This is a genomic window from Spirosoma oryzicola, from assembly GCF_021233055.1.
GTDB lineage: Bacteria > Bacteroidota > Bacteroidia > Cytophagales > Spirosomataceae > Spirosoma > Spirosoma oryzicola.
Genome location: NZ_CP089538.1, coordinates 3169244 through 3193577, shown reverse-complemented (window position 1 = coordinate 3193577; position 24334 = coordinate 3169244). Strand labels below are relative to the sequence as shown.

Annotated in this window: 17 protein-coding genes; 6 read left to right on the top strand and 11 right to left on the bottom strand. The window is 52.2% G+C overall.

Annotated features, from left to right (window positions below):
• Nucleotides 1-89 precede the first annotated feature (89 nt).
• Nucleotides 90-1412 carry a PQQ-dependent sugar dehydrogenase gene (locus LQ777_RS13565; RefSeq protein WP_232558462.1) on the bottom strand — a complete coding sequence of 441 codons (1323 nt, stop codon included), beginning with the start codon at nucleotides 1410-1412 and terminating at the stop codon, nucleotides 90-92.
• Between the two features lie 206 nt (nucleotides 1413-1618).
• Here LQ777_RS13565 and LQ777_RS13560 point away from each other — a divergent pair, with 206 nt between their 5' ends.
• The 3 genes from LQ777_RS13560 to LQ777_RS13550 all read left to right on the top strand — a co-directional run bounded on the left by LQ777_RS13560 (nucleotide 1619) and on the right by LQ777_RS13550 (nucleotide 7380).
• Nucleotides 1619-3778, top strand: a complete 2160-nt coding sequence (locus LQ777_RS13560) for a hypothetical protein (RefSeq protein WP_232558461.1) — start codon at nucleotides 1619-1621, stop codon at nucleotides 3776-3778.
• A 552-nt stretch (nucleotides 3779-4330) separates the two neighbouring features.
• Complete coding sequence (locus LQ777_RS13555) at nucleotides 4331-5584, top strand: DUF819 family protein (RefSeq protein ID WP_232558460.1); 1254 nt, start codon at nucleotides 4331-4333, stop codon at nucleotides 5582-5584.
• A 32-nt stretch (nucleotides 5585-5616) separates the two neighbouring features.
• The gene (locus LQ777_RS13550) at nucleotides 5617-7380 is read left to right on the top strand and encodes a purple acid phosphatase family protein (RefSeq protein ID WP_232558459.1); all 1764 of its coding nucleotides are present in this window, start codon (nucleotides 5617-5619) and stop codon (nucleotides 7378-7380) included.
• Between the two features lie 190 nt (nucleotides 7381-7570).
• On the opposite strand, the gene LQ777_RS13545 is transcribed toward LQ777_RS13550, so the two are convergent.
• The 3 genes from LQ777_RS13545 to LQ777_RS13535 all read right to left on the bottom strand — a co-directional run bounded on the left by LQ777_RS13545 (nucleotide 7571) and on the right by LQ777_RS13535 (nucleotide 12488).
• Nucleotides 7571-8992, bottom strand: a complete 1422-nt coding sequence (locus tag LQ777_RS13545) for an FGGY-family carbohydrate kinase (RefSeq protein WP_232558458.1) — start codon at nucleotides 8990-8992, stop codon at nucleotides 7571-7573.
• Between the two features lie 81 nt (nucleotides 8993-9073).
• A complete protein-coding gene (locus tag LQ777_RS13540; RefSeq protein ID WP_232558457.1) occupies nucleotides 9074-10348 on the bottom strand; it encodes a sugar isomerase in 1275 nt (424 codons plus the stop codon).
• Between the two features lie 19 nt (nucleotides 10349-10367).
• Nucleotides 10368-12488 carry a bifunctional aldolase/short-chain dehydrogenase gene (locus LQ777_RS13535; RefSeq protein ID WP_232558456.1) on the bottom strand — a complete coding sequence of 707 codons (2121 nt, stop codon included), beginning with the start codon at nucleotides 12486-12488 and terminating at the stop codon, nucleotides 10368-10370.
• A gap of 232 nt (nucleotides 12489-12720) precedes the next feature.
• On the opposite strand from LQ777_RS13535, the gene LQ777_RS13530 reads away from it, so the two are divergent.
• Nucleotides 12721-13614: an alpha/beta hydrolase gene (locus tag LQ777_RS13530; RefSeq protein WP_232558455.1), complete on the top strand. Its 894-nt coding sequence runs from the start codon at nucleotides 12721-12723 to the stop codon at nucleotides 13612-13614.
• 179 nt (nucleotides 13615-13793) lie between these two features.
• Here LQ777_RS13530 and LQ777_RS13525 read toward each other — a convergent pair whose 3' ends face one another.
• The 4 genes from LQ777_RS13525 to LQ777_RS13510 form a co-directional block, all read right to left on the bottom strand.
• Nucleotides 13794-14759, bottom strand: coding sequence for a YihY/virulence factor BrkB family protein (locus LQ777_RS13525; protein ID WP_232558454.1), 966 nt, complete (start codon nucleotides 14757-14759; stop codon nucleotides 13794-13796).
• A gap of 353 nt (nucleotides 14760-15112) precedes the next feature.
• Nucleotides 15113-16444 carry a TolC family protein gene (locus LQ777_RS13520; RefSeq protein ID WP_232558453.1) on the bottom strand — a complete coding sequence of 444 codons (1332 nt, stop codon included), beginning with the start codon at nucleotides 16442-16444 and terminating at the stop codon, nucleotides 15113-15115.
• A 12-nt stretch (nucleotides 16445-16456) separates the two neighbouring features.
• Nucleotides 16457-19543 carry an efflux RND transporter permease subunit gene (locus LQ777_RS13515; protein ID WP_232558452.1) on the bottom strand — a complete coding sequence of 1029 codons (3087 nt, stop codon included), beginning with the start codon at nucleotides 19541-19543 and terminating at the stop codon, nucleotides 16457-16459.
• Complete coding sequence (locus LQ777_RS13510) at nucleotides 19540-20610, bottom strand: efflux RND transporter periplasmic adaptor subunit (protein ID WP_232558451.1); 1071 nt, start codon at nucleotides 20608-20610, stop codon at nucleotides 19540-19542. Before LQ777_RS13510 ends, LQ777_RS13515 begins: the two co-directional genes overlap by 4 nt.
• 142 nt (nucleotides 20611-20752) lie before the next feature.
• Here LQ777_RS13510 and LQ777_RS13505 point away from each other — a divergent pair, with 142 nt between their 5' ends.
• Nucleotides 20753-21394, top strand: coding sequence for a TetR/AcrR family transcriptional regulator (locus LQ777_RS13505; RefSeq protein ID WP_232558450.1), 642 nt, complete (start codon nucleotides 20753-20755; stop codon nucleotides 21392-21394).
• Nucleotides 21395-21415: 21 nt separating this feature from the next.
• Here the strand turns inward: LQ777_RS13505 and LQ777_RS13500 are convergent, their stop codons facing one another.
• Nucleotides 21416-22036, bottom strand: coding sequence for a cysteine hydrolase family protein (locus LQ777_RS13500; protein ID WP_232558449.1), 621 nt, complete (start codon nucleotides 22034-22036; stop codon nucleotides 21416-21418).
• A gap of 291 nt (nucleotides 22037-22327) precedes the next feature.
• Here LQ777_RS13500 and LQ777_RS13495 point away from each other — a divergent pair, with 291 nt between their 5' ends.
• A complete protein-coding gene (locus LQ777_RS13495) occupies nucleotides 22328-22684 on the top strand; it encodes a hypothetical protein (RefSeq protein ID WP_232558448.1) in 357 nt (118 codons plus the stop codon).
• Between the two features lie 251 nt (nucleotides 22685-22935).
• Here LQ777_RS13495 and LQ777_RS13490 read toward each other — a convergent pair whose 3' ends face one another.
• Both LQ777_RS13490 and LQ777_RS13485 read right to left on the bottom strand, forming a co-directional pair.
• Nucleotides 22936-23097, bottom strand: coding sequence for a lmo0937 family membrane protein (locus LQ777_RS13490; RefSeq protein ID WP_232558447.1), 162 nt, complete (start codon nucleotides 23095-23097; stop codon nucleotides 22936-22938).
• 161 nt (nucleotides 23098-23258) lie between these two features.
• Entirely contained in the window at nucleotides 23259-24017 is a 759-nt protein-coding gene (locus tag LQ777_RS13485; RefSeq protein ID WP_232558446.1) for a DeoR/GlpR family DNA-binding transcription regulator, read from the bottom strand.
• Nucleotides 24018-24334: the final 317 nt, after the last annotated feature.

Genomic DNA, 24334 nt, shown 5'->3' with positions numbered 1-24334 from the left:
TAAACAAAACGTCGCATCCACACCGTCAGCTACTAAACTAGCCTGCTGGTGTGGATGCGACGTTTATTCGGTGAACTGTAATCGCTCGCTTACTTCGCTTTGGGGGTCGACGCTGCTTTCTTCGGACTCATCGAGGCACCTTTGTAGGCAATCTTGAACAGCGTTCCGTTCATATCGTCAGTGACGTACAGCGACCCGTCCGGGCCTTGCGCTAATCCGCACGGACGATGCTGAACAGGACCGGTCGGTTTCACCAGATCCGTGCCGGCGAAATTATCGGCGAAGATTTCCCAATTGCCGGAAGGTTTGCCATTTTTGAACGGTACGAACGCAACCAGATAGCCTTTGTGCAACTCCGCCGACTGGCTATGGAACGCAATAAACGCACCGTTCCGGTATTTGGCGGGAAAAGCGGTTCCGGTGTAGAATAGCAAGCCATTCGGACCCATATGGGCCGGGAAAGCCACGGCCGGATCGATGGTTTTTTCGCCACCCGTTTTTTTGCCATCACCGCCGTATTCGGGAGCCAGAATTTTCTTTTTCTGAATCTGATCGTAGTAGACATACGGCCAGCCCGCGTCGTCGCCCTTGTGTACTTCGTACATCGTTTCGGCGGGTAGTTCGGCGCTTTGCTTGGCCGTATAATACTGCGGGTAAAAATCGTGAAACTGACCACGGCCGTGCTGCATAACGAACAACGAGTTGCTAACCGGATTCCAGTCCAGACCGACCACGTTTTTCAGTCCTCGGGCATACCGAACCCCATCGGCGTAGGTTTGATTCGGCTTGTTGGCTTTGAACTGCCAGATGGCCGCAGCCGAGTCGAGGATAGGGCAGGGCATCATTCCTTTTCCCGTCCCGGCTTCCCGGCAGGCATCGTTATCCGACGCTACATTGACATAAATGTTATCCTGGTTATCAACCGCAATGGATTTTGACTGGTCCCGTTCTTTAACAATCAGTCCTGACACCAGTTTTTCGGGTTGATCCGGATTGATTACTTCGCCGTTTTCATCCAGTTTATAACGAAAAACGCTTGAATTTGAGGAAGTGTACAGGTAGCCGTTTTTAAGGTAAATACCCGTACCCGGATAATCGCCGAAGCCAACGCGCTCATCGATGACGCCATCTTTGTCGGTATCACGAAGGCGATAAATGCCTTTGCCATCCTTCAATTTGGCCAGTTTCACGTAAATGTCGCCGGTTTTACTGATGGCGATGTGCCGGGCTGAGCCCAGGTCTTCGGCGACGATACTGGCAGAAAAGCCGGTCGGTACTTTTAGCTCCGATGCGACAATGGTTTTTGTGACATGACGAGGTGATCGAGTCGGCGGGGTAGGCGTAGCGCCTGTACGCATACCAGTGGTTAACGCGGCCAGGAGGAAGGCAACCGCGAAGGAAGGTTTGTTCATACGAAAAGTAAACCTGAACGAAAAAAATAATTAGTTGAAGTAGTAAGCGGTTTTCGTCCCAAAAATACTAATCAATCGTACACGCAACCGTCAATAAGGGCGATCTGACTTGTTTTTTGACGGATCAGCGGTCTATTCCTACTCCGCTTTTCGACCTACGGTATGAATCGGTTACCAGCGCCTTTATACGGCAATCAACTGCTTATATGCTCACTCGCTTATTGGTATTGGGTACGCTGGGCCTGCTCGGAAACCTGTTGCGTCAACCTACCACTCACGACTTCTCACCGGAAGCGCGCATTGACCGTAAAGCCGTGGTCACGCGTCATAACGTCGTCGTTACCCGCTTTGATTCGATGCAGTCGCTGTCGGTCGGCAACGGCGAGTTTGCGTTCACGGTTGACCCAACTGGACTGCAAACCTTTCCCGAAACCTATCGACAGGGCGTTCCGCTCGGTACGCAGTCGCAGTGGGGCTGGCACAGTTTCCCGAACCCGCAGCAATACCGGATCGAAGAAGTGTACAAAGACTACCAATCACACGGGCGAATGATTGCGTACATGTATGCCTATTCAGAACCCACGCGGAAGAAACAGGCGTCGGATTGGTTTCGGGAGAATCCGCATCGGTTGCAGCTAGGCCAGATTGGCTTCGGGCTGACCAAAGCGGATGGGACACTGGCCAAACCGCAGGATTTGGGGCACATTCGTCAGGTGCTGAACTTGTGGACGGGCGAGATTCGTAGTCATTTTGAATTTGACGGTCAGTCGGTGGATGTATGGACGGTGGCTCATCCGACTCAGGATCAACTGGCCGTTCGGGTACAGTCGCCTTTACTCAAAACTGGTCATTTGGTGTTAACCATACGCTTTCCGTACGCTGCGGGCGGGTGGGAAAACAACGTAGACTGGCAGAACCCGGAACGCCATACGTCGCGACTTCGGCCAATAAACGCCAACGCAGCGGTTGTAGACCGAACGCTTGATACGACTCATTATTCGGCGGGTATCGTCTGGCGTTCGAAGGCTTCGCTTGAGCAAACGGAACCGCATACCTTCGTGCTGAAACCGTCCGGTCAGGAGACATCGCTCGACATGAGTTGCCGTTTTTCGAAGCGGCCAACCGGCGAAACACCTACGTCGTTTACCGACACGCAGACTCGTAGTCATCGAAGCTGGGCGCAGTTCTGGGAGTCGGGTGGGGCCGTCGATTTTTCGGGGAGCACCGACCCCCGCACGACCGAACTGGAACGACGCGTTGTGTTATCGCAATACCTGACCCGGATTCAGTGTGCGGGTTCGATGCCTCCGCAGGAAACGGGCCTGACCTACAACAGCTGGTACGGCAGACCGCACCTGGAAATGCACTGGTGGCACGCGGCCCATTTCGCCCAGTGGAACCGAATCGATCTGCTGGAACGAAGTCTGGGCTGGTATCGGTCGGTGCAAAAGAAAGCCCGCGCGATTGCCGAGCGGCAGGGTTTTAAGGGCGTACGCTGGCAGAAAATGACCGACGAGGATGGCAACGAAAGTCCGTCAACCATTTCGCCGTTTCTGATCTGGCAACAGCCACACATCCTGTATTTTGCCGAATTAGCGTATCGGCATCACCAGAACCGGGCCACGCTGGAGAAATACAAAGAGCTGGTGTTCGATACGGCTGATTTTATGGCCTCCTATGCTTACTGGGACTCGACCCGTAATCGGTACATCTTGGGAAAAGCGTTAATTCCGGCTCAGGAGCGATTCAAGCCCGAAGAAACGTACAACCCAACGTTTGAACTGGCCTACTGGCGGTGGGGACTTTCCGTTGCGCAGCAGTGGCGCGAGCGGTTGGGTCTTGCTCGCAATCCAAAATGGGACGACGTACTGACTAAATTGTCCCTCTTGCCGGTACAGGACGGCTTGTATCTGGCGGCTGAGAGCGCTCCCGATTCCTACACGTTTCAGCCGTATATGACCGACCACCCAACCGTATTGGGTGCTTATGGATTTCTGCCCGCTTCGGATAGGCTGGATATTGCTACGATGCAGCGCACCTTCGACAAGGTTATGGCGGTCTGGCATTGGGAAGATACCTGGGGCTGGGACTATCCGTTGGTGGCTATGACCGCAGCCCGGCTGGGGCGACCTAAACAAGCCGTGGATGCGTTGCTGATGAAGGTGACGAAAAATACGTACCTGCCCAACGGGCACAATTATCAGCGAGACAACCTCCGTGTTTACCTTCCCGGCAACGGCGGGCTGCTGATGGCGGTGTCGATGATGTGCGCGGGTTGGGACGGCTACGCGGGGCCCGCTTCGCCGGGCTTTCCGCAGGATGGAAGCTGGAAGGTGCGCTGGGAAGGGCTCAACCGGATGCCTTGAGAGTGTTGTGTTCGTTGACTGATCTTCCAAATCCCGCTCTGCCGGCTATTTCACGCTTTCGTGTAATCCGTACTGTCCAAAATCTGTAATGTAATACGGGCAGAGTGGTGTCGGCGGGTCCGTGGTGTCGGTTTTGAGAAACTGACACCACGGACCCGCCGACACCACGACAAAAGGATAACTGATTAACGTAAGTCGAACCGCACAATGCTATTTCGTGTAATGCATCTCAACCAGAAGATGTCTCTTCCGTCCTGCTCCTCAAGGAATTGCACAGACCCGATGATATTGGCCGAAACAAACGTTTCATAAACGCTTCGTAGCCAAAGTCGCCTTCGGTGTACAGCCAGTCAATTTCGCCATGGGGTCCGGCAATGTAACTATCCAGGCGGGTAGCGATAAATAGGTTTACCTGTCTCATCCTGGCGAAAGCGATTTGTCGAAGAAATCGAATCGCTCGCCAACTTCGCCGGTGATAAGCCTGGCCCGTGCCAAATTATTTCTGTAACTAGCTGCCAAGACCAGCGAATGGTCTGTGCTGTACCTACTCGAATGCCTAAACAACCCCTGATTGCTCACGATGCCATTGTGTTAGGCATCCTATTGGCCTTGCTGGCTTTAATCTTTCATACATCCCGCTCCGAAAACAAAAGCTGGCAGCGCTTTTACAATTGGGTTCCGGCTTTGCTGCTGTGTTACGTTTTTCCGGGGGCCTTGAACAGTTTAGGCGTTATTTCGGGCGAGCAATCGAGCTTGTACACCGTAGCCTCCCAATACCTTTTGCCGGCTGCGCTGGTCCTGCTCACATCTACCGCCGATTTACGCTCTATTCTTCGGTTGGGGAACAAAGCCCTGCTGGTTTTTCTGGCCGGAACGGTAGGCATTATTCTCGGTGGTCCCATTGCGCTGTGGATTGTCAGTACATTATCACCCGCTTTTCACCAACAGGCCGAAGAACAGCAGCTTTGGAAAGGTCTGGTTACGATTGCCGGTAGCTGGATTGGCGGAAGCGGTACGCAGATCGCACTGAAGGAAATCTATGGTTGTAGCGAAGCCCTGTTCGTCATTATTCTGGTGGTCGATGCGGTTGTGGCTAATACCTGGACGGCCTGCCTGATCTACGGAGCCGCGTATTCGGAACGCATCGACCGTTTTCTGAAAGCGGATAGCCGCAGCATCGAAGAAGTAAAACAACGCATTTTAAACTACCGAGAGGAGCGCGACAAACCGACCGATCTAACCGATCTGACAACGATCCTGGCACTGGGGTTCGGGGGAGCTGCTATTGCCCACGCCCTGGCCATTTATTTGACCAAAACGTTTCAACCCCACGCCGACTGGATGCGGGCGCATGGCCTGGAGCCGTTTCTGTCCAATTTCCTGTGGGTGGTTATTTTGTCAACCAGCCTGGGCGTTGGTTTGTCGTTCACCCGTGCCCGTAAGCTCGAAAAACTGGGTACGACCGATCTATCGACTCTGTTCATCTACTTCCTGATTATGACCATCGGAATGCGGCTCGACTTGTCGAACGTCAGCGGTAATGTTGGGCTGTTTGGGGTGGCCGTTATCTGGATGCTTATTCATATCCTGGTCATGTTTGTGGCCGCCCGCTGGCTAAAAGCGCCTTATTTCTTCGTAGCCGTAGGCAGTCAGGCCAACATCGGCGGGGTGGCGACGGCCCCGGCAGTAGCGTCTGTGTTTCATCCGGCGCTGGCACCCGTGGGCGTTTTGCTGGCTGTATTGAGTCATGTACTGGGTACCTACGGCGGAATTGCCTGCGCTTGGTTGATGCAACTTGTCATATGATTTCTTAGTTTTAGTAGTTTTTACCACTACTCATGATCCGTAAATATACCGCACCTGTGCTGTGGCTGGTCTGCTTGTTCCTAAGCGAGGCTGCTGCTAACGCACAGACTGTCACCCGTTCGCCTTATCTGCAAGTCGTTACGCCGACGAGCATAACCGTCCGGTGGCGAACCGACCAGCCAACGACCAGCCGGGTTCGTTTCGGGGCGAATGCTGACCAGCTTACGCAGGCGGTTTCTGATCCGGCTCTGACTACCGAACACGTCGTTACCCTGACGGGCTTGCAGGCGGCTACCCGTTATTTTTACGCCATTGGTACGAACACGAACGATTTGATGGCTTCCGGTGAACAGTATTTTCAAACGTCGCCAACGGCGGGTTCAACCGTTCCCGTTCGTATCTGGGCGCTGGGCGATTTTGGTAGTGGCACTGCCAATCAGTTTGCCGTACTGGAGAAATACCGGAATGCCACGAAAGACCGCCCCGCCGACATCTGGCTATGGCTCGGCGATAATGCCTACAATCAGGGTTACGATTCCCAATACCAGCAGAATGTTTTCAACGTGTACACCGACCTGCTGAAGCGCCTGCCGGTATGGCCTACCCCCGGTAACCATGAGTACGTGGACAATCCAAACAACCTGGATATTGATTATTTTCGGCTGGTCAATGTACCCCAACAGGCTGAGGCCGGGGGCGTAGCGTCGGGGTCGAAACGCAATTATTCGTTCGACTATGCAAATATTCACTTCGTGTCCCTCGATTCACAGGGTAATGACGGTGGCCGCGTGTATGACCCAAACGGTCGGCAGGCGCAATGGCTCGTAAAGGATCTAGCCGCTAATCGCCAGCCCTGGACGATCGTGTTTTTTCACCACCCGCCCTATACCAAAGGGTCGCATGATTCGGATAACGCCAACGATCTGATTCAAATCCGCCAGCAGCTATTGCCTATTCTGGAGCAGTATCAGGTTGATCTGGTCTTGTCGGGCCATAGCCATTTGTACGAGCGTAGCTATCTGATGAAAGGTCATTACGGGCAATCGACCACGTTCGACAAGAGTCAACACGCGGTGTCGACTGGCAACGCCCGCTACGACGGTTCGCCCAATTCGTGCCCGATCATGAATAAGCAGGCGGGTACGATCTACGTCGTTAACGGGAGTGGTGGGCAACTGGGCTGGCAGTCTGTGGGATATCCGCATCCGGCTATGGTGTATTCAGATAACCAGGTGGGCGGCTCGATGGTCATCGACGTTACCGACAACCGGCTCGATGCACAGTGGGTGGCTGCCGATGGGGTTGTCCGCGACAAATTTACCGTGCTGAAGAAAGTGAATCAACGTCGTTATTTTTTGACGACGCCCGGTAAGCCGCTTACCCTGACGGCATCGTGGCCCGGTAATTATACCTGGAGTTCGGGCCAAACGGGTAGGACGATCAACGTAGCGCCGACAGCGTCAGCGACTTATACGGTTACCGATCAATCCGGTTGTTTGTTGGATGCCTTTGCGGTGGATGTCGATAATCCGACGAATACGGATGTGCGGTTTGAGGGGCAACTAGCCATTTACCCCAATGTGGCTACCGGTTCCGCCACGATCAAAGTAGCCATTCCCAGTCCAAAAACAATTGATGTGCACGTCACCGATAGCCAGGGTGTTGTCATGTTTGAAAAACAATATGTGAACACTGCCCAAATTACCGAGTCAATAACTTTACCCGCGTCGGGGGAGTACCGATTTATCGCCCGCGTCGGCACCGACGTGCTTTCCCGAATCAGTTTCAGGTTGTAAGAGGCTGTCTAAATTTTGTCCTGACGAACCGAAGTGGACGTTTTTTGTCCTGGCTCCGGCCACCCGGCCCGGCGACCCGGTCTTGGCATCGGGCCATTTCGCCGGAGCCAGGATGGAAATGGTATAAAACAAATTTTTGAATAGTCTCTAAAAAAGAGTCTGGGGCGATGATAACGGCTTGTAACGAGCTTTACCGGTTGGTCAATGGCGACGAACTAGCTACGGAGTCAGCGGTGTACAGTTTCAATTGGATGATTTCGGTCGGAATAGGCTGCTTGTTCCAGTGCTGATGAATAGCCAGGGCGGCACCTAACGCGGTCGCCTGCGCTACCGAAGCGGCATACACGTCCGTTTGCGGAAAAGCCGTTGCCAGCAAAGCCATGTAAATCGGGTTTTTGCTGAATCCGCCATCCACAAATAACCGCTTGACGGGTGAATTTTCAAGCACCAGATCCGTCGAAATCAACTGCTGAGCCACGATGTCCAGCATCAGCTGATGATACGCTTCTTCGTACGTTTGAAAATGAGCTAGATCCCGGTAGCCGAACAGCGATTCCTGCATGGGTGGGTTTTTTACCTGATCGAAATTGGTGCCGGAATCGGGCCGGTTGGTGCGCAACGACTGGATGGTGCCTGGATTGTAGGCAACCGTTTTGTAATAGTCAACGGGCGCGTTGAAATACTCCGCCAGTCGTTTAGTCTGCTGTTCGTGTTCGTAACCCGCAAACAAGCGCGATGCTTTCACGGGATGACCTTTGTAATGCAGGTAGCACAAACAATCATACTGCAATTCTTCGGGTGAGATCGGGCTGGTATTGAACGGGTTCATGCTGATCGACCAGGTACCGGTTGAGATCAAGATAAAGGGTGCGTCCTGAAACGAAGCCAGGTACGGAATGAGAGCCGCCGAACTATCGTGCAGACCAATGCCAACCGGATACGGCAAGGTCGTATCGTGGGTCGATACCACGGCATCCGACGGGAAAATCGGAGCCAGACGTTGGTCGATTCCTTCCGCTTTTACCCAGTCGTGGTAATCGTTTTTTACGAAATCCCATAGCATCGTGTGACAGCCAATGCTGGTCAGATCCGAGAAGCATTGCCCCGTAACGAGGTAGCTCAGGTACTGCGGTAAGTGCAGCGAACACGTGGTGCGAGTAAATAGCGCCGGTTTATCGTGCTTGAGCCGATACAGCATCAGACCCGAATTCAGGCTATCCAGCGCGGGTGAGGCCGTTTGCACCGATAGGTCGCTTTCGCTGCCATAGGTTGCGTAAAATTGCCGCCGTAACGCTGCTGGAAATGGCTTGAGGTAATTGTACAGGTGACCCACTACGTTACCATCCGTATCCAGATGGACAAAACTGGCTCCGTAAGCGGAAAAGTTGACGGCTCTGATCGTGAATTCATTGAGTTTTTCAGCCTCCTGCAACGAATCGCGTACCCAATCCGCCAACCGCGCTACGTCTTCGCAGGGGTCACCGTCATCGTCGGCCGTTTCGTCAAACTGCGTCGTCTTTTCCCAGACAATGTCGTATTGCTCATTAAACAAAAACAGTTTTTTATTCGTCTTGCCAACGTCGAAAATGGCGATAACAGGCGTTGCAGGCATAGGGCGGGGGGTAGGCAATAAGAATGATCGAAAATACCGGTTACGGAACGCATGACGGTTGCGTTCCGTAACCGGTATCACTTATAAACCGGTGGCGATGGTCTTGGCACCGCGTTCGCCGATAAGCTTCTGGCGGACGGCTAACTGGCGAAATAAAGCCAGCGGTTGGAGCGCACCGCCCGCCCGCCGACGGGCTTCGGCTACCAGCGGTCGAATGTCGGTACGGAACGCTTCCTGCAAGATCTCCTGCGCCCGAACGACATCGTTGGCTTCCCGTGCTTCTTCCAGGGCCACCCGATCGACCAGCAGCGCCTGCGCGTAGGCCAGTTGGATCGCTTCAACGGATTGGAGCAAATCTTCCAGCGGGTCTTTCACGTTGTGCGAAGCGTCGATCATCCAGCCCAGACTCGTTGCGTGATCCAGACCGCGCGCGTCCAATCCGTCAACGAGTTCGTTGAAGATCAGAAACAGCTGGTAGGGTTTGATGCTGCCCGCCGTTAAATCGTCGTCCCCGTATTTGGAGTCGTTAAAATGAAAACCGCCGAGTTTTTTCTCGTTCAGCAGAATAGCAACGATTTGCTCGATGTTGGCATTGGGCAGGTGGTGACCCAGATCGACCAGCGTGTAGGCTTTGGGACCGAGCTTGGTGGCGTACAGCAACGACGAACCCCAGTCGCCAATCGTAGTCGAATAAAAATTCGGTTCGTAGGCTTTGTATTCAACGAGCAGTTTCCAGTCGTCGGGCAGGGCTTCGTAGATCGCCTGAAGGCTGCCTAATGTCCGGTCAAACGCCTTGCGGAAATTGAGCTGACCCGGAAAACAGGACCCATCCGACAGCCAGACCGTCAGCGAATCGGAGCCAAGCGCAATACCGTGCCGAATTACCTCGATGTTGTGGTCGATAGCCTGCTGCCGAACCGCCGGATCGACGTGCTGCAACGACCCGAACTTATAGCTGAGCGGCTGGTCCGGCTGATCCTGAAACGTGTTCGAGTTCATGGCATCGAACCGGATACCATGCTGAGCGGCTAGTTGTTTGATTGCTTCGGGGTCCGTCGGAATATCCCAGGGAATGTGCAGCGAAATGGCTCCGCTCGACTGGTTCAGGGCGTGCAGCAAACCGATGTCTTCGAGCTTTTCTTCCAGGGAACGCGGCTCACCGCCCCCGGCGAACCGCCCGAAGCGAGTGCCACCCGTTCCCAGCGCCCAGCTCGGAATAGCGATCTGAAAATCAATAAGTTTTGCAATGATCGCTTCCGCGTTCGCCAGTTCTTCGGTCCAGTACGCCAGTTTACGCTGGTGACTTTCCTGAAGGCTGTTGTTATGGTCGGCAATTTGATACGATTCGAGTTGCATAAGGGTTTAGGATTGAAGTTTATCGAACAAAAGCCATTGCTACGCCACCGTCAACGTTCAGTACGTTACCCGTCGATTTGTTCAGCAGGCCACCGACAAAGGCAAAGCACGCATTGGCAATGTCGTCGGGCAAAATGATCTCGTTCAAGAGGGTACGTTTGGCGTAGTAGGCAGGCAATTCCTCGACCGTTACGCCGTAGGCTTTGGCGCGACCTTCGGCCCAGGCTCCCGCCCAGATTTTACTATCGGAAATGACCGCGTCGGGGTTGATCACGTTCACCCGGATGTGGTCTTTGCCCAGTTCGGCGGCATTCAGTCGGCTCAGGTGCAGTTGCGCGGCTTTGGCCGATCCGTAGCCCGCGTTGTTGGGACCCGACACCAGGGCGTTCTTGCTGACGATGTTCAGTACGTCGCCCCCAATCGCTTGTTTGCGCATGATCTCGACTCCTTGCTGGGTTACCAGAAACTGGCCTTTTACGAGTACATCGTACAGCAAGTCCCAGTCTTTCTCGGTATGCTCTTCAATGGGTTTGGAAATCGACAGACCGGCGCAGTTGACCACAATGTCTACACCACCGAATGCCAGTGCCGCCACATCGTAGGCTTTCCGAATGCTTGCGCCATCCGTAACGTCGAGGAGCGCCGATGCGTAAGCGTCCTTGCCGTACTGCTGGTTGAATTCGTCATCGGCTCCTTTCAGCCGGTCGGCGTCGTTGTCGTTGATGACCACCACGGCCCCTTCGGCCTGAAACCGTTTGGCGATTGCTTTACCGATACCACCCGCACTGCCCGTAACCAAGGCAATCCGGCCCGTCAGCGGCTTGGGTTTCGGCATCCGTTGCAGCTTGGCTTCTTCCAAAAGCCAGTACTCGATGTTAAACGCTTCCTGACGAGGTAGCGATGTGTATTCCGAAATGGCCTCGGCCCCGCGCATTACGTTGATGGCGTTGATGTAAAATTCGGCGGCTACGCGGGCGGTCTGCTTGTCTTTGGCGAAGGTGAACATACCCACCCCCGGATACAGAATGACCACCGGATTTTTGTCGCGAATGGCTGGGCTGTTGGGATGCTTGCAGGTGTTGTAATAATCCTCGTACATGGCCCGGTAGGCCTCAAACGCCGGGGTTAGTTTCGCTTTGACAGCCTGCGCGTCGGACAAGTCGTCGTTGGGAGCCAGTTCCAGCACGAGCGGACTAATTTTTGTGCGCAGAAAGTGGTCGGGGCAGGAGGTACCCATCGGAGCCAGCCGGTCAAGATCCGCCGAGTTGATAAATTGCAAAACGCGGTCGTCGTCGGTAAAGTGGCCGACCATCGGTTGCTGATTCGAGCAGAACCCGCGCAGGATGGGAGCCAGTGCCGCAGCCTGTTTCAACCGGTCGTCTTTTTCGACGGATTCCAATTTCGTACCCCCGAAAATAGGCCCTTTTTTGCCGTAGTTTTCTTCGAGGTATTCGGCGCACCGTTCAATGACTTCCAGCGTGTTAACGTAGCTTTCGTACGCCGTGTCGCCCCAGGTAAACAAACCGTGCGAACCGAGGAAAATACCCTGGATGCCCGGATTGGCCTGAACGCACGCTTCCAGTTTCAGACCCAGATCAAAGCCGGGACGTTGCCAGTCTACCCAGCCGAGTGTACCACCGAATAAATCCTGCACAATCTGTTTGCCGTCCTTGGCTGCTGCGATGGCAATGGCTGCGTCGGGGTGGAGGTGGTCGATGTGCTTGAACGGCAGAAAACCGTGCAGGGGGGTATCGATAGACGGCGCTTTTGACGACAGATCGAAAATGCAGTGGTTGAACAGCTCGACCATTTCATCCTCGAATTCGAGCCCCCGGTAAATGGTTTTAAGGCTCCGCAGACGGTCTACGTACAAAGCCGCCAGTCCGCTGCGTTTTAGCGTACCCAAGTCACCACCGGACCCTTTTACCCACATAACTTCGGTGTCCTGACCCGTTAGCGGATCTTTAGCCGTCGCTTTGCAGGACGTATTGCCGCCCCCGTAGTTGGTCAGGCGCAGATCGGCCCCGAGCAGGTTAGACCGGTAAATTAACAGCCCTACCTCGTCGCCAGCCAGTTCTGCCGCTTTGGCTTCATCCCATAAATAACTGACGTGCTGAAATGATTTTGTCGTGGTTGACATAGTTGATAAGCCGCCGGAAGCAGCGGTGTGTGTTTCGCTTTTTGATTTGACCAAATGTAGTAGACACACGGAGAAGGGCTTTCCTGTACTGTCCTACTGTTGGTATTTGTTACCGAACCGTTACGTCGTGTTTTGCAAAAAGAATTCAGGTGGGGAAAGCAGAACGAGAACAGAACAAATCCCGAATCGAGTTTGTATACCTGAAGCGGGTTTACTCCGTTCGCTTTCAATAATGACTTTCTTTCGCTTTTTCGCGCTTGCGCCCGTTACCCTGTTTGTACTATTGACCGTTTTAATTTTGGCGAATGAATACACGTTTGCCCGCGCCAGTCGGCGAACCAAGGATATTGCGTACGTGAACGCTGATTATCCCGACTATGATGCCGAGCGGCATCAGCTTGATGTGTATGCGCCTACCGATAAAGTGGTTTTGGGTCGCCCGGTTGTGGTGTTTATTCACGGCGGAAACTGGAATAGTGGCCGCAAGAGCCTGTACGCATTTATCGGGCGACGATTGGCTAAGCAAGGTGTGGTGGCTGTCGTGATCAACTACCGGCTTTCCCCTGATGTAGAAGTACCGGAGCAAGCGGACGACTGTGCCAGGGCGGTTCGCTGGGCAGCGCAGCACATCTCCGAATACGGTGGTGATCCGGGTCGGATTTTTGTGATGGGACATTCGGCGGGGGGCGGACTGGCGGCCCTGCTCGCTACCGACGATGCGTATTTTACGAAACTGGGTTTGGATCGCAATCCCATCAAAGGGGCAATCCTCGATGATCCGGCGGGACTCGATATGTATGATTACCTGCAAAAAATGGAATACCCTGACGACGAAAAATACCTCATTCCGTTCGGAAAAGACCCGGCGGTCTGGCGGGCGGTATCGGCTCTGTACCATGTCGATGCCCGTACACCGCCCATGCTGCTATTTGTAGGGGAGCGTACGTATCCAAGTATTGCTCGGAGCGCCCGCAAGTTCAGTCAGCGGCTCAAGGAAGTGGGTGTAAAGTATGAGTTCACGGAGTTGCCCCGCAAAAAACACATCGCGATGGTCACGCAGTTGTTCTGGAAGAAGAACATCATCTATCAGGATTTGCTTCGGTTTGTGGCCGCCACCCAACGGTAGAAAACGCATAAAAAAACAGCCTTTCGTTTGCAAACGAAAGGCTGTCAACAACAGAAAACGCCCTGAATTAACGTGAATAATGGTTATTTTTTGTCGTTCCTCGGGATGACAAAAAACGACACAAAAATGACTATTAATTGATTGACTATCAATGAATAAAATTCATTATTTACGTCGAATTAACGACTTGAAGCCGCTTTCTGCTCAACGGGAATACTTTTAACGTCGGTGCGTTCCCGTTCGGTTTGCTCGACGTACACGGCATAGTCTGCCGGTTCGATCCGAATGCCGACGTGGTTTGCGTAGGCCTGCGTGAATTCCGCGCCAAAGTACAGGATGGCTGCCGTGTAGTAGATCCAGGTCAGGATAACAATGAGCGAACCGGCAGCTCCGTAAGCCGAACTAGTACTAGTCGTTTCGATGTACAGACCGATGAGGTAGCGACCCAGCATGAACAGCAAAGCCGTAAAGAACGCACCCCAGCGCACGTCTTTCCAGGCAATTTTGGCGTCGGGTAATACTTTGAAAATAACGCCGAAGAGCACTGCGACGACCCCGGTGCTAATAGCCAGGTTAATCGCACTGATCAGGAAAACGCCAAGACCTGGAATGTAGCGAGTAAGGAAACCACTCAAGGCCAGTACAAGACCGTTGACAATCAACGATACCAGGAGCAGGAAGCCCAAGCTGATGATTAACGACGACGAAAGCAGACGATCCTTGACGAGTTTTAACCAGCCGCGTTTTGGTTTCGCCTTAACCCGCCAGATCATATTGACGGAATCTTGAATTTCTACGAAAATACTGGTGGCACCCAGTAACAATGTGACAATCCCGATAGCCAAGGCCGTGTTCGTTTTGCCTGATAGCTCTACACTCTTGATCATATCCTGAATCTGTTTGGCCGCTTCGTTGCCCACCAGTCCGTTGAGTTGCGAAAAAATTTCCCCCTGAATAGCTTCCTGGCCGAGAAAAACGCTGATCAGCGAAATAATCAACACCAGCAGCGGGGCCAGCGAAAACACCGTATAGTAGGCAAGAGCTGCGCTTAGTTTCAGGCAGCGATCATCCAAAAAGCCGTTAAAAGAGTCCTTGAGTATCGGGACAATGTTGGCAAAGAATTTTTTGTTTGTGTCCTTTTCCATAACGTTTCGGTAGTAGTAAAAGCCACATGGGTTTGATGCGTGTCCAGCAACGGACACAGTGGCCTCTATAAGAGTAACCCAAAGCGTCACCGGTTGTTGGCGAAAATAAGCGAAGTGGTATGCATTAGAACGGTATAAGCGGATGATCACTAGTAATTCGGTAAGAAATGAACTGGCTTTTGGTTTCAGCTTCATCCGGGACCAAATCCTAACAGTTGATTGTGTTGACGGTCCTCCAAGTATAGGGAAAGCGTTTTAAGCGCATAAAGTCTAGGTGAATTGTTAACCAAATGGCCGCATCCTGCTGGGATGCGGCCATTTTTTGGTTGGTCAGCTGACAGACAAGAACCAGGTTAGCGGAGTGTGCCTGTTAACAGGTGCAAATCGGAGACAGCCAGGCGATAGGCTAGTTGTGCTGCGTACAAATCAACTTCGGCTTTGGTGAGGGCGGCCTGTGTTTCCAGCACATCACGCTTGAGCGCTAGACCAGCAATCAATCGATCATTCTTTAGCTTGAATTCATCGCGCCGGTATTGAGCCGCCTGAGCCGCAACGGGTAGCAGCGCTGCCGCCTGTCGGGCTTTTCGGTACGCTTTCTCGACTTCGCCGGTAATGTGTTCCTGGGTGTACTGCCGGTTTTCGTCGGCCTGCTTCTGCTGCGAAAGTCGCTGGTTAAGCGACGCTTTGCGCCGACCGAAATCAACGATAGTATAGCTTACCTGCAAGCCCAGAAAGTAATTACTCTGCGGAAGGTCGGAAATAACATTCTGGAACAAATAACCACCAACGGCCCCGACGGTTGGAATGTAATCCTTCCGGGCGGCCTGTACGCCAAGCGACGCTTTCTGGCTGGTCTGGTCGGCCTGACGAACCTCTAGATTACCGCTTTTGGCCCGCTCTAAAAACGTTTCGACCGGGGGAAGAACCGGCAGCGAATCGGCTAGTGGTGTTGGGGTCAAGGCCGTTCCAGTGGGTTGCCCCATCAGTTCGTTCAGATCGGCGGTATAGTCTTCGATCTGGTTGTTGGTTTGCAGAAGCTGCTGCTGCTGGTTCGCCAGATCGGCTTGTAATCCTACTTTGTTGACCGGGTCGGTTTTACCAGCCAGCAGGGCACTTTCCAGATCGTATAGCTTCGCCTGCGTCAATGCAATGGTGGCTAAAGCCTGTTGCTGCTGCTTCTGAGCAATCAACAGACCGAAATACAGTTTTTCTACCCCTTGCCGAATCGCCAGCTCCGCCTGGCTAACCTGCGTGTTGGCTAAATCAACGTCGGCCTGGGCTACTTTAATGCCGTCCTTAATTTTTCCGAGCAGGCTGATGGGTTGATACGCCAGCACATTGCCGAGAAATAGATGATGTTTTGCCCTGAACAAGGTCAGGTCCTGCTGCGGTAACGGGATGGGCGTTGCACCGGGTAACACGCTGATAGAACCGCGCGGCAAGGTCAGATCCTGCGTGACACCGTTGTAGGTGTACATGCCGTTGGCGACGATCAACGGGTAAAGCCGACTGCGCGCTTCCGTAATTTTATAGCTTGTTTCGTCCACCTTGTAGCGGGCAATTTTAAGGCGTCGGTTTTGCTGAATAGCTTGTTCCTGCGCCTGGGCAAGCGTGATCGTCTGCGCCCGGAGCGCTGGGTTGATGAATACGAAAATACAGAGTACGAATACGATACGACACTTCATAACTGACTGAATCTAGGTGGTGGCTACGGTAACCGTTTTTTCCTTTTTGACCGTCATCACAAACAGAACCGGTATGACAAGCAGCGCCATGACCATCGAGAAAATGACCCCCACGGCAAGGACACTCGCCAGCGGACTCCACATCGGTGAACCCGACAAAATCATGGGGACAACCCCAATCGCTGCGGCCATCGTCGTCAGGAAAATCGGACGCAACCGTCGTTTTCCGGCTTCTATCGCTGCTGTACGAACGTCCATGCCTTTTCGCATCAGTTCATTGGCGTAATCGACCAGGATAATGGCGTTGCGGACAACGATGCCCGATAAGCTGATGAGCCCCATGAAAGCGGTAAAGCCAAACGGGTTGCCGGTGAGTACCAGACCCAGCAAGGCACCGAACAGACTAAGCGGAATCGACGCCATGACGACCAGCGATTCTTTCAGGTTGCGGAACTGGAAAAGTAGGATCAGGAAAATAAGCACCAGGCTGATTCCCAGCGCGCCAACCATCTGACTGAACGTGGCTCGGCGGTTTTCATCTTCACCCCCGTATTGGATGCTGTAGCCAACGGGAAGATCAAGCTTGGCAATCTGGGGCTGGATGGCTTTCAGAATTTCCGAGGGTAGAACATTGCCGCTGGGCTCGCATTGAACCGTCAGCGTCCGAACGCCGTTGCGGTGCATAATGCGACCGGTTTGCCACTCGGGTTGCAGCGTGGCGATCTGCCGAAGTGGAACGCTGCTGCCCGTAACGGGCGATGACAGGTAGGTGTTTTCCAGGTCCGAAAAATTCCGGCGGCTTTCTTCGTCGAGCCGAAGGACCAGATTGATGGGCTGATCCCCTTCGTAAAGTACGGAGATCGGTGCGCCCGAAAAGCCGGTATAAATGCTTGTAGCAACGCCCGTTGTGGTGAAGCCTAGCCGGTTGGCTTCGTCTTTCAGGTTGATGCCGACACCGTAGTAGTCTTCTTTGAAATCCGTGCGCACGAGCGAACTACCCGGCGCACGGCGAACGATGGCCTGCACCTGTGCGCCAAGCCGTTTTAGCTCGTTGAGGTCGTTGCCGACGATCCGAACTTCAACCGGGGCGATGGTCAGCGAACCTTGCTGCATCAATCGGACGCGGGGCGTTCCCTCGGGAACAACAGCCGCTACTTTGTCGGTAAGTTCTTCGGCCAGCGTCTCGGTTTCTTCGGTCGTATGCGTATTGATCAACATCTGACCGTAATAGGTGACGGGTGGCTCCGGCGAAAAATTGTAGTAGAACCGGGGAGCGCTGGTGCCAAAAAAGGACGCATAATTGGTAACCCGGCTATCGTTTTTGATCAGGTTTTCCAGTTTGACAACAGCTTCTTTCGTTTTCTCTAGCTTCGTACCCGTCGGCATCCAGACTTCAACTACGAACTGATTTCGTTCGGCTGCCGGGAAGAATTTCTGCCGGATGGCCTTGAATAGCAGTCCCGACGCAGCGATGGACACAACGGCAAAAACAAGCGTAGCGGTCCGGTGATCGACGCACCAGCTAATGGCTTTGTCGTAGCCATCCTGCATGTAATCAAGCAGCGATTTCTTTTTAGGCCGAGCGTGTTGCTGAGTCGCATCAATGACCTGATGAAGTCCTTTCTTGATAAACGTGTAGCAAAGAAAGGGTGTCAGCAGCATGGCTACGATAAACGAGGAGGCCAGGGCAATGGAAACCGTAATGGGCAGTGAGAAAATAAACTCGCCCACCGAGCCGCTCAGGATGACCATCGGCAGAAACGACGCGATAATGGTAGCCGTGGCCGTCAGGACGGGAACGACCAGATCACTCGCACTGCGCCAGGCGGCTGTCCAGCGGTCAACGCCTTCGTCCAGCAGTTCGACGTAGTTATCGGCAATGACAATCGCATCGTCAACCACCATCCCCAGAACAACGATCAGCGCAGCCAGCGATACCTGGTGCAGTTCGATATTAAAGGTGTGCAACAGGGCGAAGGTGACAGCAACGGTCACGGGAATAGCCATCGCGGCTACGGCGGCAATACGGAACGGTAACAGAATAATGGTCACGATCACCACCGAGATGATCGCCAGGAAAAACTCGCGGATAAAATCGCTGACGCTGTGCTGAACAATCTGCGGTTGGTTGACCACGGTTGTCAGCTTGATGGAACTAGGCAGGTTGTGCTGAATCTCGGCCAGCTTGGCGGCTACGTTATCGCCAAACTGAACGATGTTATTGCCTTCCTGCATCTCTACCGACAGCATCAGGGCGCGGTGACTGTTGACCGTAATGCTTGATGTCGGTTCGGTATACTCGCGTTTGATCGTGGCCACGTCGCCCAGCCGTACGACCGCGCCGGTGGAACTGGTGCCAATAACCTGATTACTGATTTCCTGCTCGGTATTGTAATAGCCCTGCGCGTAAAGCGGGACTTGAGAATCTTCCGTCTTAACATTGCCTGTCGCTTTGATGGCATTCTGAGCCTGCAACACCTGAACGACCTGCGTCCACTTAATGCCGTACTGCACCATTTGCGCGGAACGAGCCGTTATGGTAATCTGCTCTTTCTGTTCGCCGTAACGCCGAATTTTAGACACCGCCTTGATCGTACGCAGACCGTCTTCAATCTGTTTGAGATTCTGGTCCAGTTCCGTATACGACAGATCATCTGATTCGATGCCGATGAGCAGGGCTACCGTGTCGCCAAAATCGGTGTTGACAATGGGTCCCTGAACGCCCTGGGGCAGATCCAGCACTTTGGCCTGATTCAGATCGTGCCGCAGTTTCGACCAGAAAATATCTGGGTTTTTAACGCTTTCTTCCAGTTCAACGTTGATGACAACGGCCCCGTCGCGGGTGGTCGAGTACGTTTTTTCTTTTCGGACTTCGGCGTAGCCAAACAAGTACTGTTCGATTTTGCGCGTTACCTGATCTTCGACCTGAGCCGAGTTGGCACCGGGGTAAAAAGCAACCACCAGACCGGAGCGAATCGTAATTTTGGGGTCCTCCCGGCGGGGCATGGTCAGCAACGAATAAATGCCAACCGCTACCGCCAGAAACACGACGCTAAGCGTCACTTGCGGATAGTGTAAAGAGCCTTTGATGGGATTCATTGTGCGGGCTGATTGAATTGAATCGACGAACCATTCTGGAGTTTCTGCTGTCCGCCCGTGACGATCAGATCGTTAGCCGAAAGGCCCGACGTGATTTCAACGTCGCTGGCGAAAACCTTTCCGACGGTTACTTTGCGTTTGAATGCTTGCTTTTTCTGAGGGTCCGCCACAAATACGTAGGTGGACTGATCATCGTCGCGCAGGACGGCATTGCCTGCCAACGTGAGCGCTTTTGTGGTATGCGATGAGGTCAGGCGAGCGTCGGCGATCATGCCGGGACGAATCTGAAGTCGGGGGTTGGGTAAGTCGATCTTGACCGAATACGTACGCGACGAAGGGTCCGCCACGGCACCGATCAAGGATATTTTGCCCTTGTACGTTTGATTAAGGGCTGGAATCGTTACCTGCGCCAATTGTCCCAGCCGGAGCTGACCTACTTCGGATTCCGGTACGGCCACCCGAACCTTGATCGGCTGAATGTCGGCAATCTGAAAAAGCGGTTGACCCTGTGGGATGATTTCACCGGGGTTGGCTCCCTTGCGGGCTACAATCCCCGAAATGGGTGCGTACAGTTTTGTTTCTTTTAAATTTTTCTGAGCCAACTGCTGCCGCGCTTTGACTTCGTCCAATCCCGTAACTACTTTCTCATAATCGCTGGGCGTCACGCTGCCGCGTTCTTTCAGAATGGTGAGCCGGTTGTATTCGTCCTGCACCCGCGCCACATTTGCGTTGGCGATGGTGACGCCCAACTGATAGTCCGTTGGCTCGATGGACGCAATCAGCTGACCCGCCCGAACCGTTTGGCCTTCCTGAATCGGAACCCGGTTGAGTTTGCCACCCACCATAAAACCTAAATTAACTGTTGTTTCGGATTCGGCCGAGCCGCTCAGAACCAGTTGACCCCCTTCCTGTGTATTTTTGATCGGACTGACAACAACCGGAATAGGAGCGGGAGCTTCGGGCGCAGCCGAGCTGGCATGCTGCTGTTTATCGGACGCTGACTGGCAGGCCGTCAGACTAAAAATCAGTAGGCCGCTGATAAACAATTGACTAGGAGCGTAGTTCATGGCTACTATGGCGTAATAGAGTAATGGGTAAGAACCGTTCGGCGATAAACGCGGTTTTTATTTACTTGGCAATGGTACAGCTATTCGTTGCGCAAATATTACACTTTTTGGTGTATTTTAGTTTCCTCTTGACTTTTAAACAGTGTCTGTAAAAATTAAAATGAGTAAGCGGATTCTAGAATCCGCCCAACGGCTGTTTCTGCAACATGGCTACAGTCATGTGCTGATCGATGATATTGTGCGTGATTTATCGATTAGTAAAAAGACGATTTACAATCATTTCAGCAGCAAGGCCGACATCCTGATGGCCTGCATGGATCAATTTGCCGCAGACTATCAGATCAAAGCCGAAGCGATTCTGAACGACGTTGATTTGTCGTTGCGGCAGCGGTTTGCGCAGTACCTACGCTTCATCGGCGTCAGTTTTGCCAATACACACCCAAACTTCTGGTCTGATTTAAGGCATTCAGAGCCAGAGGCTTGGGAGAAGTTATGCGTGTACAAACGCGAAATTCTATTGAAGCATTTCGGGCAGTTGATGGACGAAGGCGTACGTGTAGGGTACGTACGGGATGATCCTACGCGGTACACAGCGCTGATTGTGTACATCAGCGCCATGCAACAACTGAACGATCCGGATTATTTAAAACAGTTTCCGGCTGAGATGGTAGCGGCATTACCGGTAGACATTGCTGATCAAGCCGATCAGGTAGTTAATCTATTGCTCAGAGGAATGTTGACGCCTAAGTTCTACGGAGAAGCTGAGCAATGTAAGGAAACTTAAATTTATAAAAAGTGTAATATTCTATTCTTGCACTGATGATGACTCTTGAAGCAAACGGCTCAGATCAAGTTTATCCGAGGGCGTGGTATCCGCTCTAAGGACCCGTGCCATGTAATCGACCGCCTGCTTGGTGTTTTCCGCTGATTGACTGGCTACGCAATCGGCTGGAACGTACAAACCGAAATCACGCATGTAAGCATCGTTCGCCGAAAACTGGACGCACACATCGGCGCTGATACCCATTATAACGAGCTGCTCAACGTGTAGGTAGGTCAGTAACGCATCAAGCGTGGTGGCGAAGAAAATAGAATGCTTCGGCTTCAGTACGACATAATCTTCGCGGTCGGGTTTGAGAAGTTCAACCAATCGCTGGCCTCGAACGCCGTCGTTCAGACAGTGATCAATGAGTTCGTTAAAATCAGAGCGCCATTTGCCAAAATTGTCATTGGCATAAATGACTGGTATCTTTAATTCTTTCGCCTGCTTTTTCAGGTGGGCAATTTTCTCGGCTGCTTTCTCGGCTGGCTCCAGTACGTTTTCGCCACCCGGAAATTCAAGGTCATTGATCATATCAATGATCAGAAGCGCTACCGGGGCGGAATCTGGCGCATTGCCGTGTAGATCATCGTTGTTCGTGGCCATAGGGACGTTGAGATAAGGCATTGTAACTAGTCTTTGGACAACGTAAAGGCGGAAGTTGTTTGGGGTTTTTATAATTAGGCTTACAAGCTTCGGGCACCGAATGGCTATATAATTAGCAGTCAGTTGGTTAGCTATTGTAGTGAGCGCCGTTGCCATTCACTGCGTTTAGGTGTTGCCATCATAGCCCTGGTGGACTGCTTACGTTGCCGTCGCTCGCAGCATACGTCTATTTTAAAAACAGCGATGACTCTTACTCCGTTATGGTTGTAATCAGTCTGGAGGACATTCGCTATGGAAACGATTTATAACTGGCTTCTTGAAAATACCGGCAACGCTGGTAACTACTACACAATTCTAAATACCAACCGGGAAGGCGGGGCCGCCGAGTCGGCGACATTAACGATAAGGGTTCGTCGGACCGATGATTTTACCGTTTTGAACCTGCTTGTTTCTGACGGGCAAAAAAGGGAATCGCCGGAATCAGAACCTGGTAGCCAGGTTATAGAAAGGTATCACTTTGCCAATGAGCAGGCGGTCATAGCTTATCTGGCCAGCGGACAAAAACCAGACGAAGCTGATTCGGCAAAGGGTATCCAGGTGTCCGTACTTGAACCCACGGGTGAAGCCGGGGAGGTTACGTTTCCTTAAGTTTAAAGGAAGCGGTTCGTAACAAAAAACGCCAGTCCCAGAAGGGCTGGCATTTTTGGATTATCTACCTTAAAATACATGTTAAACTAATACAACAAAGGTAGAGCGTTGGCCAGTTGGCCGGATTAGAAGAGCATTAGAAAAAAATTAGGTAAACGTTAGAGAACGCTAACGGCTAAAAAAGTCATTTGTATCCATAAAAAAAGCCAGCATCGGTTTGATACTGGCTTTTCATGTATTACTCAAATCCGCTACACACTTCGACCCTGAATCAGGCGAAGAACAACGGCAATAATGGCGATAACTAACAGTACGTGAATGAGGCCACCTAAGCCAAAACTGTTAAATCCTAAGAAGCCCAGCAGCCAGATGATGATCAAGATGACGGCGATGGTGTACAATAAATTTCCCATGACAAAGAAGCGTTAGTTTAGTATGAAATCGGAACTGCTTACTAAACAGCATTTGTCGGGCTGTGGTTGAAAATTTGAGCGAATGGGACGACTTTTGTATGGAAAAAAGGCCGATTGAACAGAATCAGAATGGTTTTTAGGCCAGAATTTAAAACAACTGCTTAAAGCACGTTTGTCTGTCCGGTCCGGTAAGGAGCCAGTTGTACGGAGTCAGCGGATAGTTCCGTAACCAGGTAATCGATCTGGTCTAAATCCGCAACTTTCATGCGCATGACGCTATTCATTTTCTCGGCGATGGCCAATACCGCTACCTTCTGAGCCGCCCGAATCATGGCTTTTTTCGCCTGTACCGTTTCCCAGTCTGAGTCGGTCAGCCCTTCTTTGGGGTCAATGGCGTTTGTTCCCATAATGCACAGATCGACCCGTAACTCAGACAGCCGCTGGTACACTTCGCCCCCAACGCTCATTCGGCTATAGCGGGAAATTTGCCCGCCAATCATAATGATTTCCAGATTGGGCTTGTCCAGCAGCTCAACGGCTGTCAGCGGGTTTACGGTGATGAAGGTGGCTTTCAGATCCGTTGGTATCATCTTGATAAACTCCCGGATGGTTGTTCCGCCACCGATCAGAATAAGCATACCGTCATGAAGTAGCGTCAAGGCTTTCTCCGCAATCGTTATTTTATTTTGATGTGCGTACGTTTCCTGCAACTGTGACGAGTGATGATACGCTTTTGACATAGCACCCCCACGAATCTTGATCAGCTTACCTTCTTCCGACAGATCATTGATATCGCGTCGAATCGTGTCTTCCGACACGTTGAGTGTCGTAGCCAAATCCGTTAGGCTCATCCGCGTGTGGAGTCCTATCTGTTTAATAATTAACTCTTTACGCTCGTCCTTTAAGAAAGCAACTGACATGGGGCAATGAGGAAGTCATGTATTCGACGTAAAAGCAAAAATAAGGCTAAATCTCACCTATCGCTAGTTTGCTAAGTCTGCAAGGTACTTTTCTTCGTTGCATACGTTGCAAATGTAGTTTGTAATATTGCCAAATACACTAACAAAAATAGAACTATGTCGTATATTTTGCATAGAATCGTCTATATGATGGCAGAAAAATAAAATATTATTTGCAATAGGAGCGGTTGATCAATTATATTGCGCAAAGTTTGCAGAACATATTGCAAAGTTTGCATAGTTAAGACTTGCGTCTCGATTTAACCTATCAGTTCTAC

Coding starts and splice junctions, on each gene's coding strand:
- LQ777_RS13565 (WP_232558462.1), bottom strand. CDS start 1,412: ATGAACAAACCTTCCTTCGCGGTTGCCTTCCTCCTGGCCGCGTTAACC.
- LQ777_RS13500 (WP_232558449.1), bottom strand. CDS start 22,036: ATGGCCACGAACAACGATGATCTACACGGCAATGCGCCAGATTCCGCC.
- LQ777_RS13555 (WP_232558460.1), top strand. CDS start 4,331: ATGCCTAAACAACCCCTGATTGCTCACGATGCCATTGTGTTAGGCATC.
- LQ777_RS13560 (WP_232558461.1), top strand. CDS start 1,619: ATGCTCACTCGCTTATTGGTATTGGGTACGCTGGGCCTGCTCGGAAAC.
- LQ777_RS13495 (WP_232558448.1), top strand. CDS start 22,328: ATGGAAACGATTTATAACTGGCTTCTTGAAAATACCGGCAACGCTGGT.
- LQ777_RS13515 (WP_232558452.1), bottom strand. CDS start 19,543: ATGAATCCCATCAAAGGCTCTTTACACTATCCGCAAGTGACGCTTAGC.
- LQ777_RS13540 (WP_232558457.1), bottom strand. CDS start 10,348: ATGCAACTCGAATCGTATCAAATTGCCGACCATAACAACAGCCTTCAG.
- LQ777_RS13490 (WP_232558447.1), bottom strand. CDS start 23,097: ATGGGAAATTTATTGTACACCATCGCCGTCATCTTGATCATCATCTGG.
- LQ777_RS13510 (WP_232558451.1), bottom strand. CDS start 20,610: ATGAACTACGCTCCTAGTCAATTGTTTATCAGCGGCCTACTGATTTTT.
- LQ777_RS13530 (WP_232558455.1), top strand. CDS start 12,721: ATGACTTTCTTTCGCTTTTTCGCGCTTGCGCCCGTTACCCTGTTTGTA.
- LQ777_RS13550 (WP_232558459.1), top strand. CDS start 5,617: ATGATCCGTAAATATACCGCACCTGTGCTGTGGCTGGTCTGCTTGTTC.
- LQ777_RS13535 (WP_232558456.1), bottom strand. CDS start 12,488: ATGTCAACCACGACAAAATCATTTCAGCACGTCAGTTATTTATGGGAT.
- LQ777_RS13525 (WP_232558454.1), bottom strand. CDS start 14,759: ATGGAAAAGGACACAAACAAAAAATTCTTTGCCAACATTGTCCCGATA.
- LQ777_RS13520 (WP_232558453.1), bottom strand. CDS start 16,444: ATGAAGTGTCGTATCGTATTCGTACTCTGTATTTTCGTATTCATCAAC.
- LQ777_RS13485 (WP_232558446.1), bottom strand. CDS start 24,017: ATGTCAGTTGCTTTCTTAAAGGACGAGCGTAAAGAGTTAATTATTAAA.
- LQ777_RS13545 (WP_232558458.1), bottom strand. CDS start 8,992: ATGCCTGCAACGCCTGTTATCGCCATTTTCGACGTTGGCAAGACGAAT.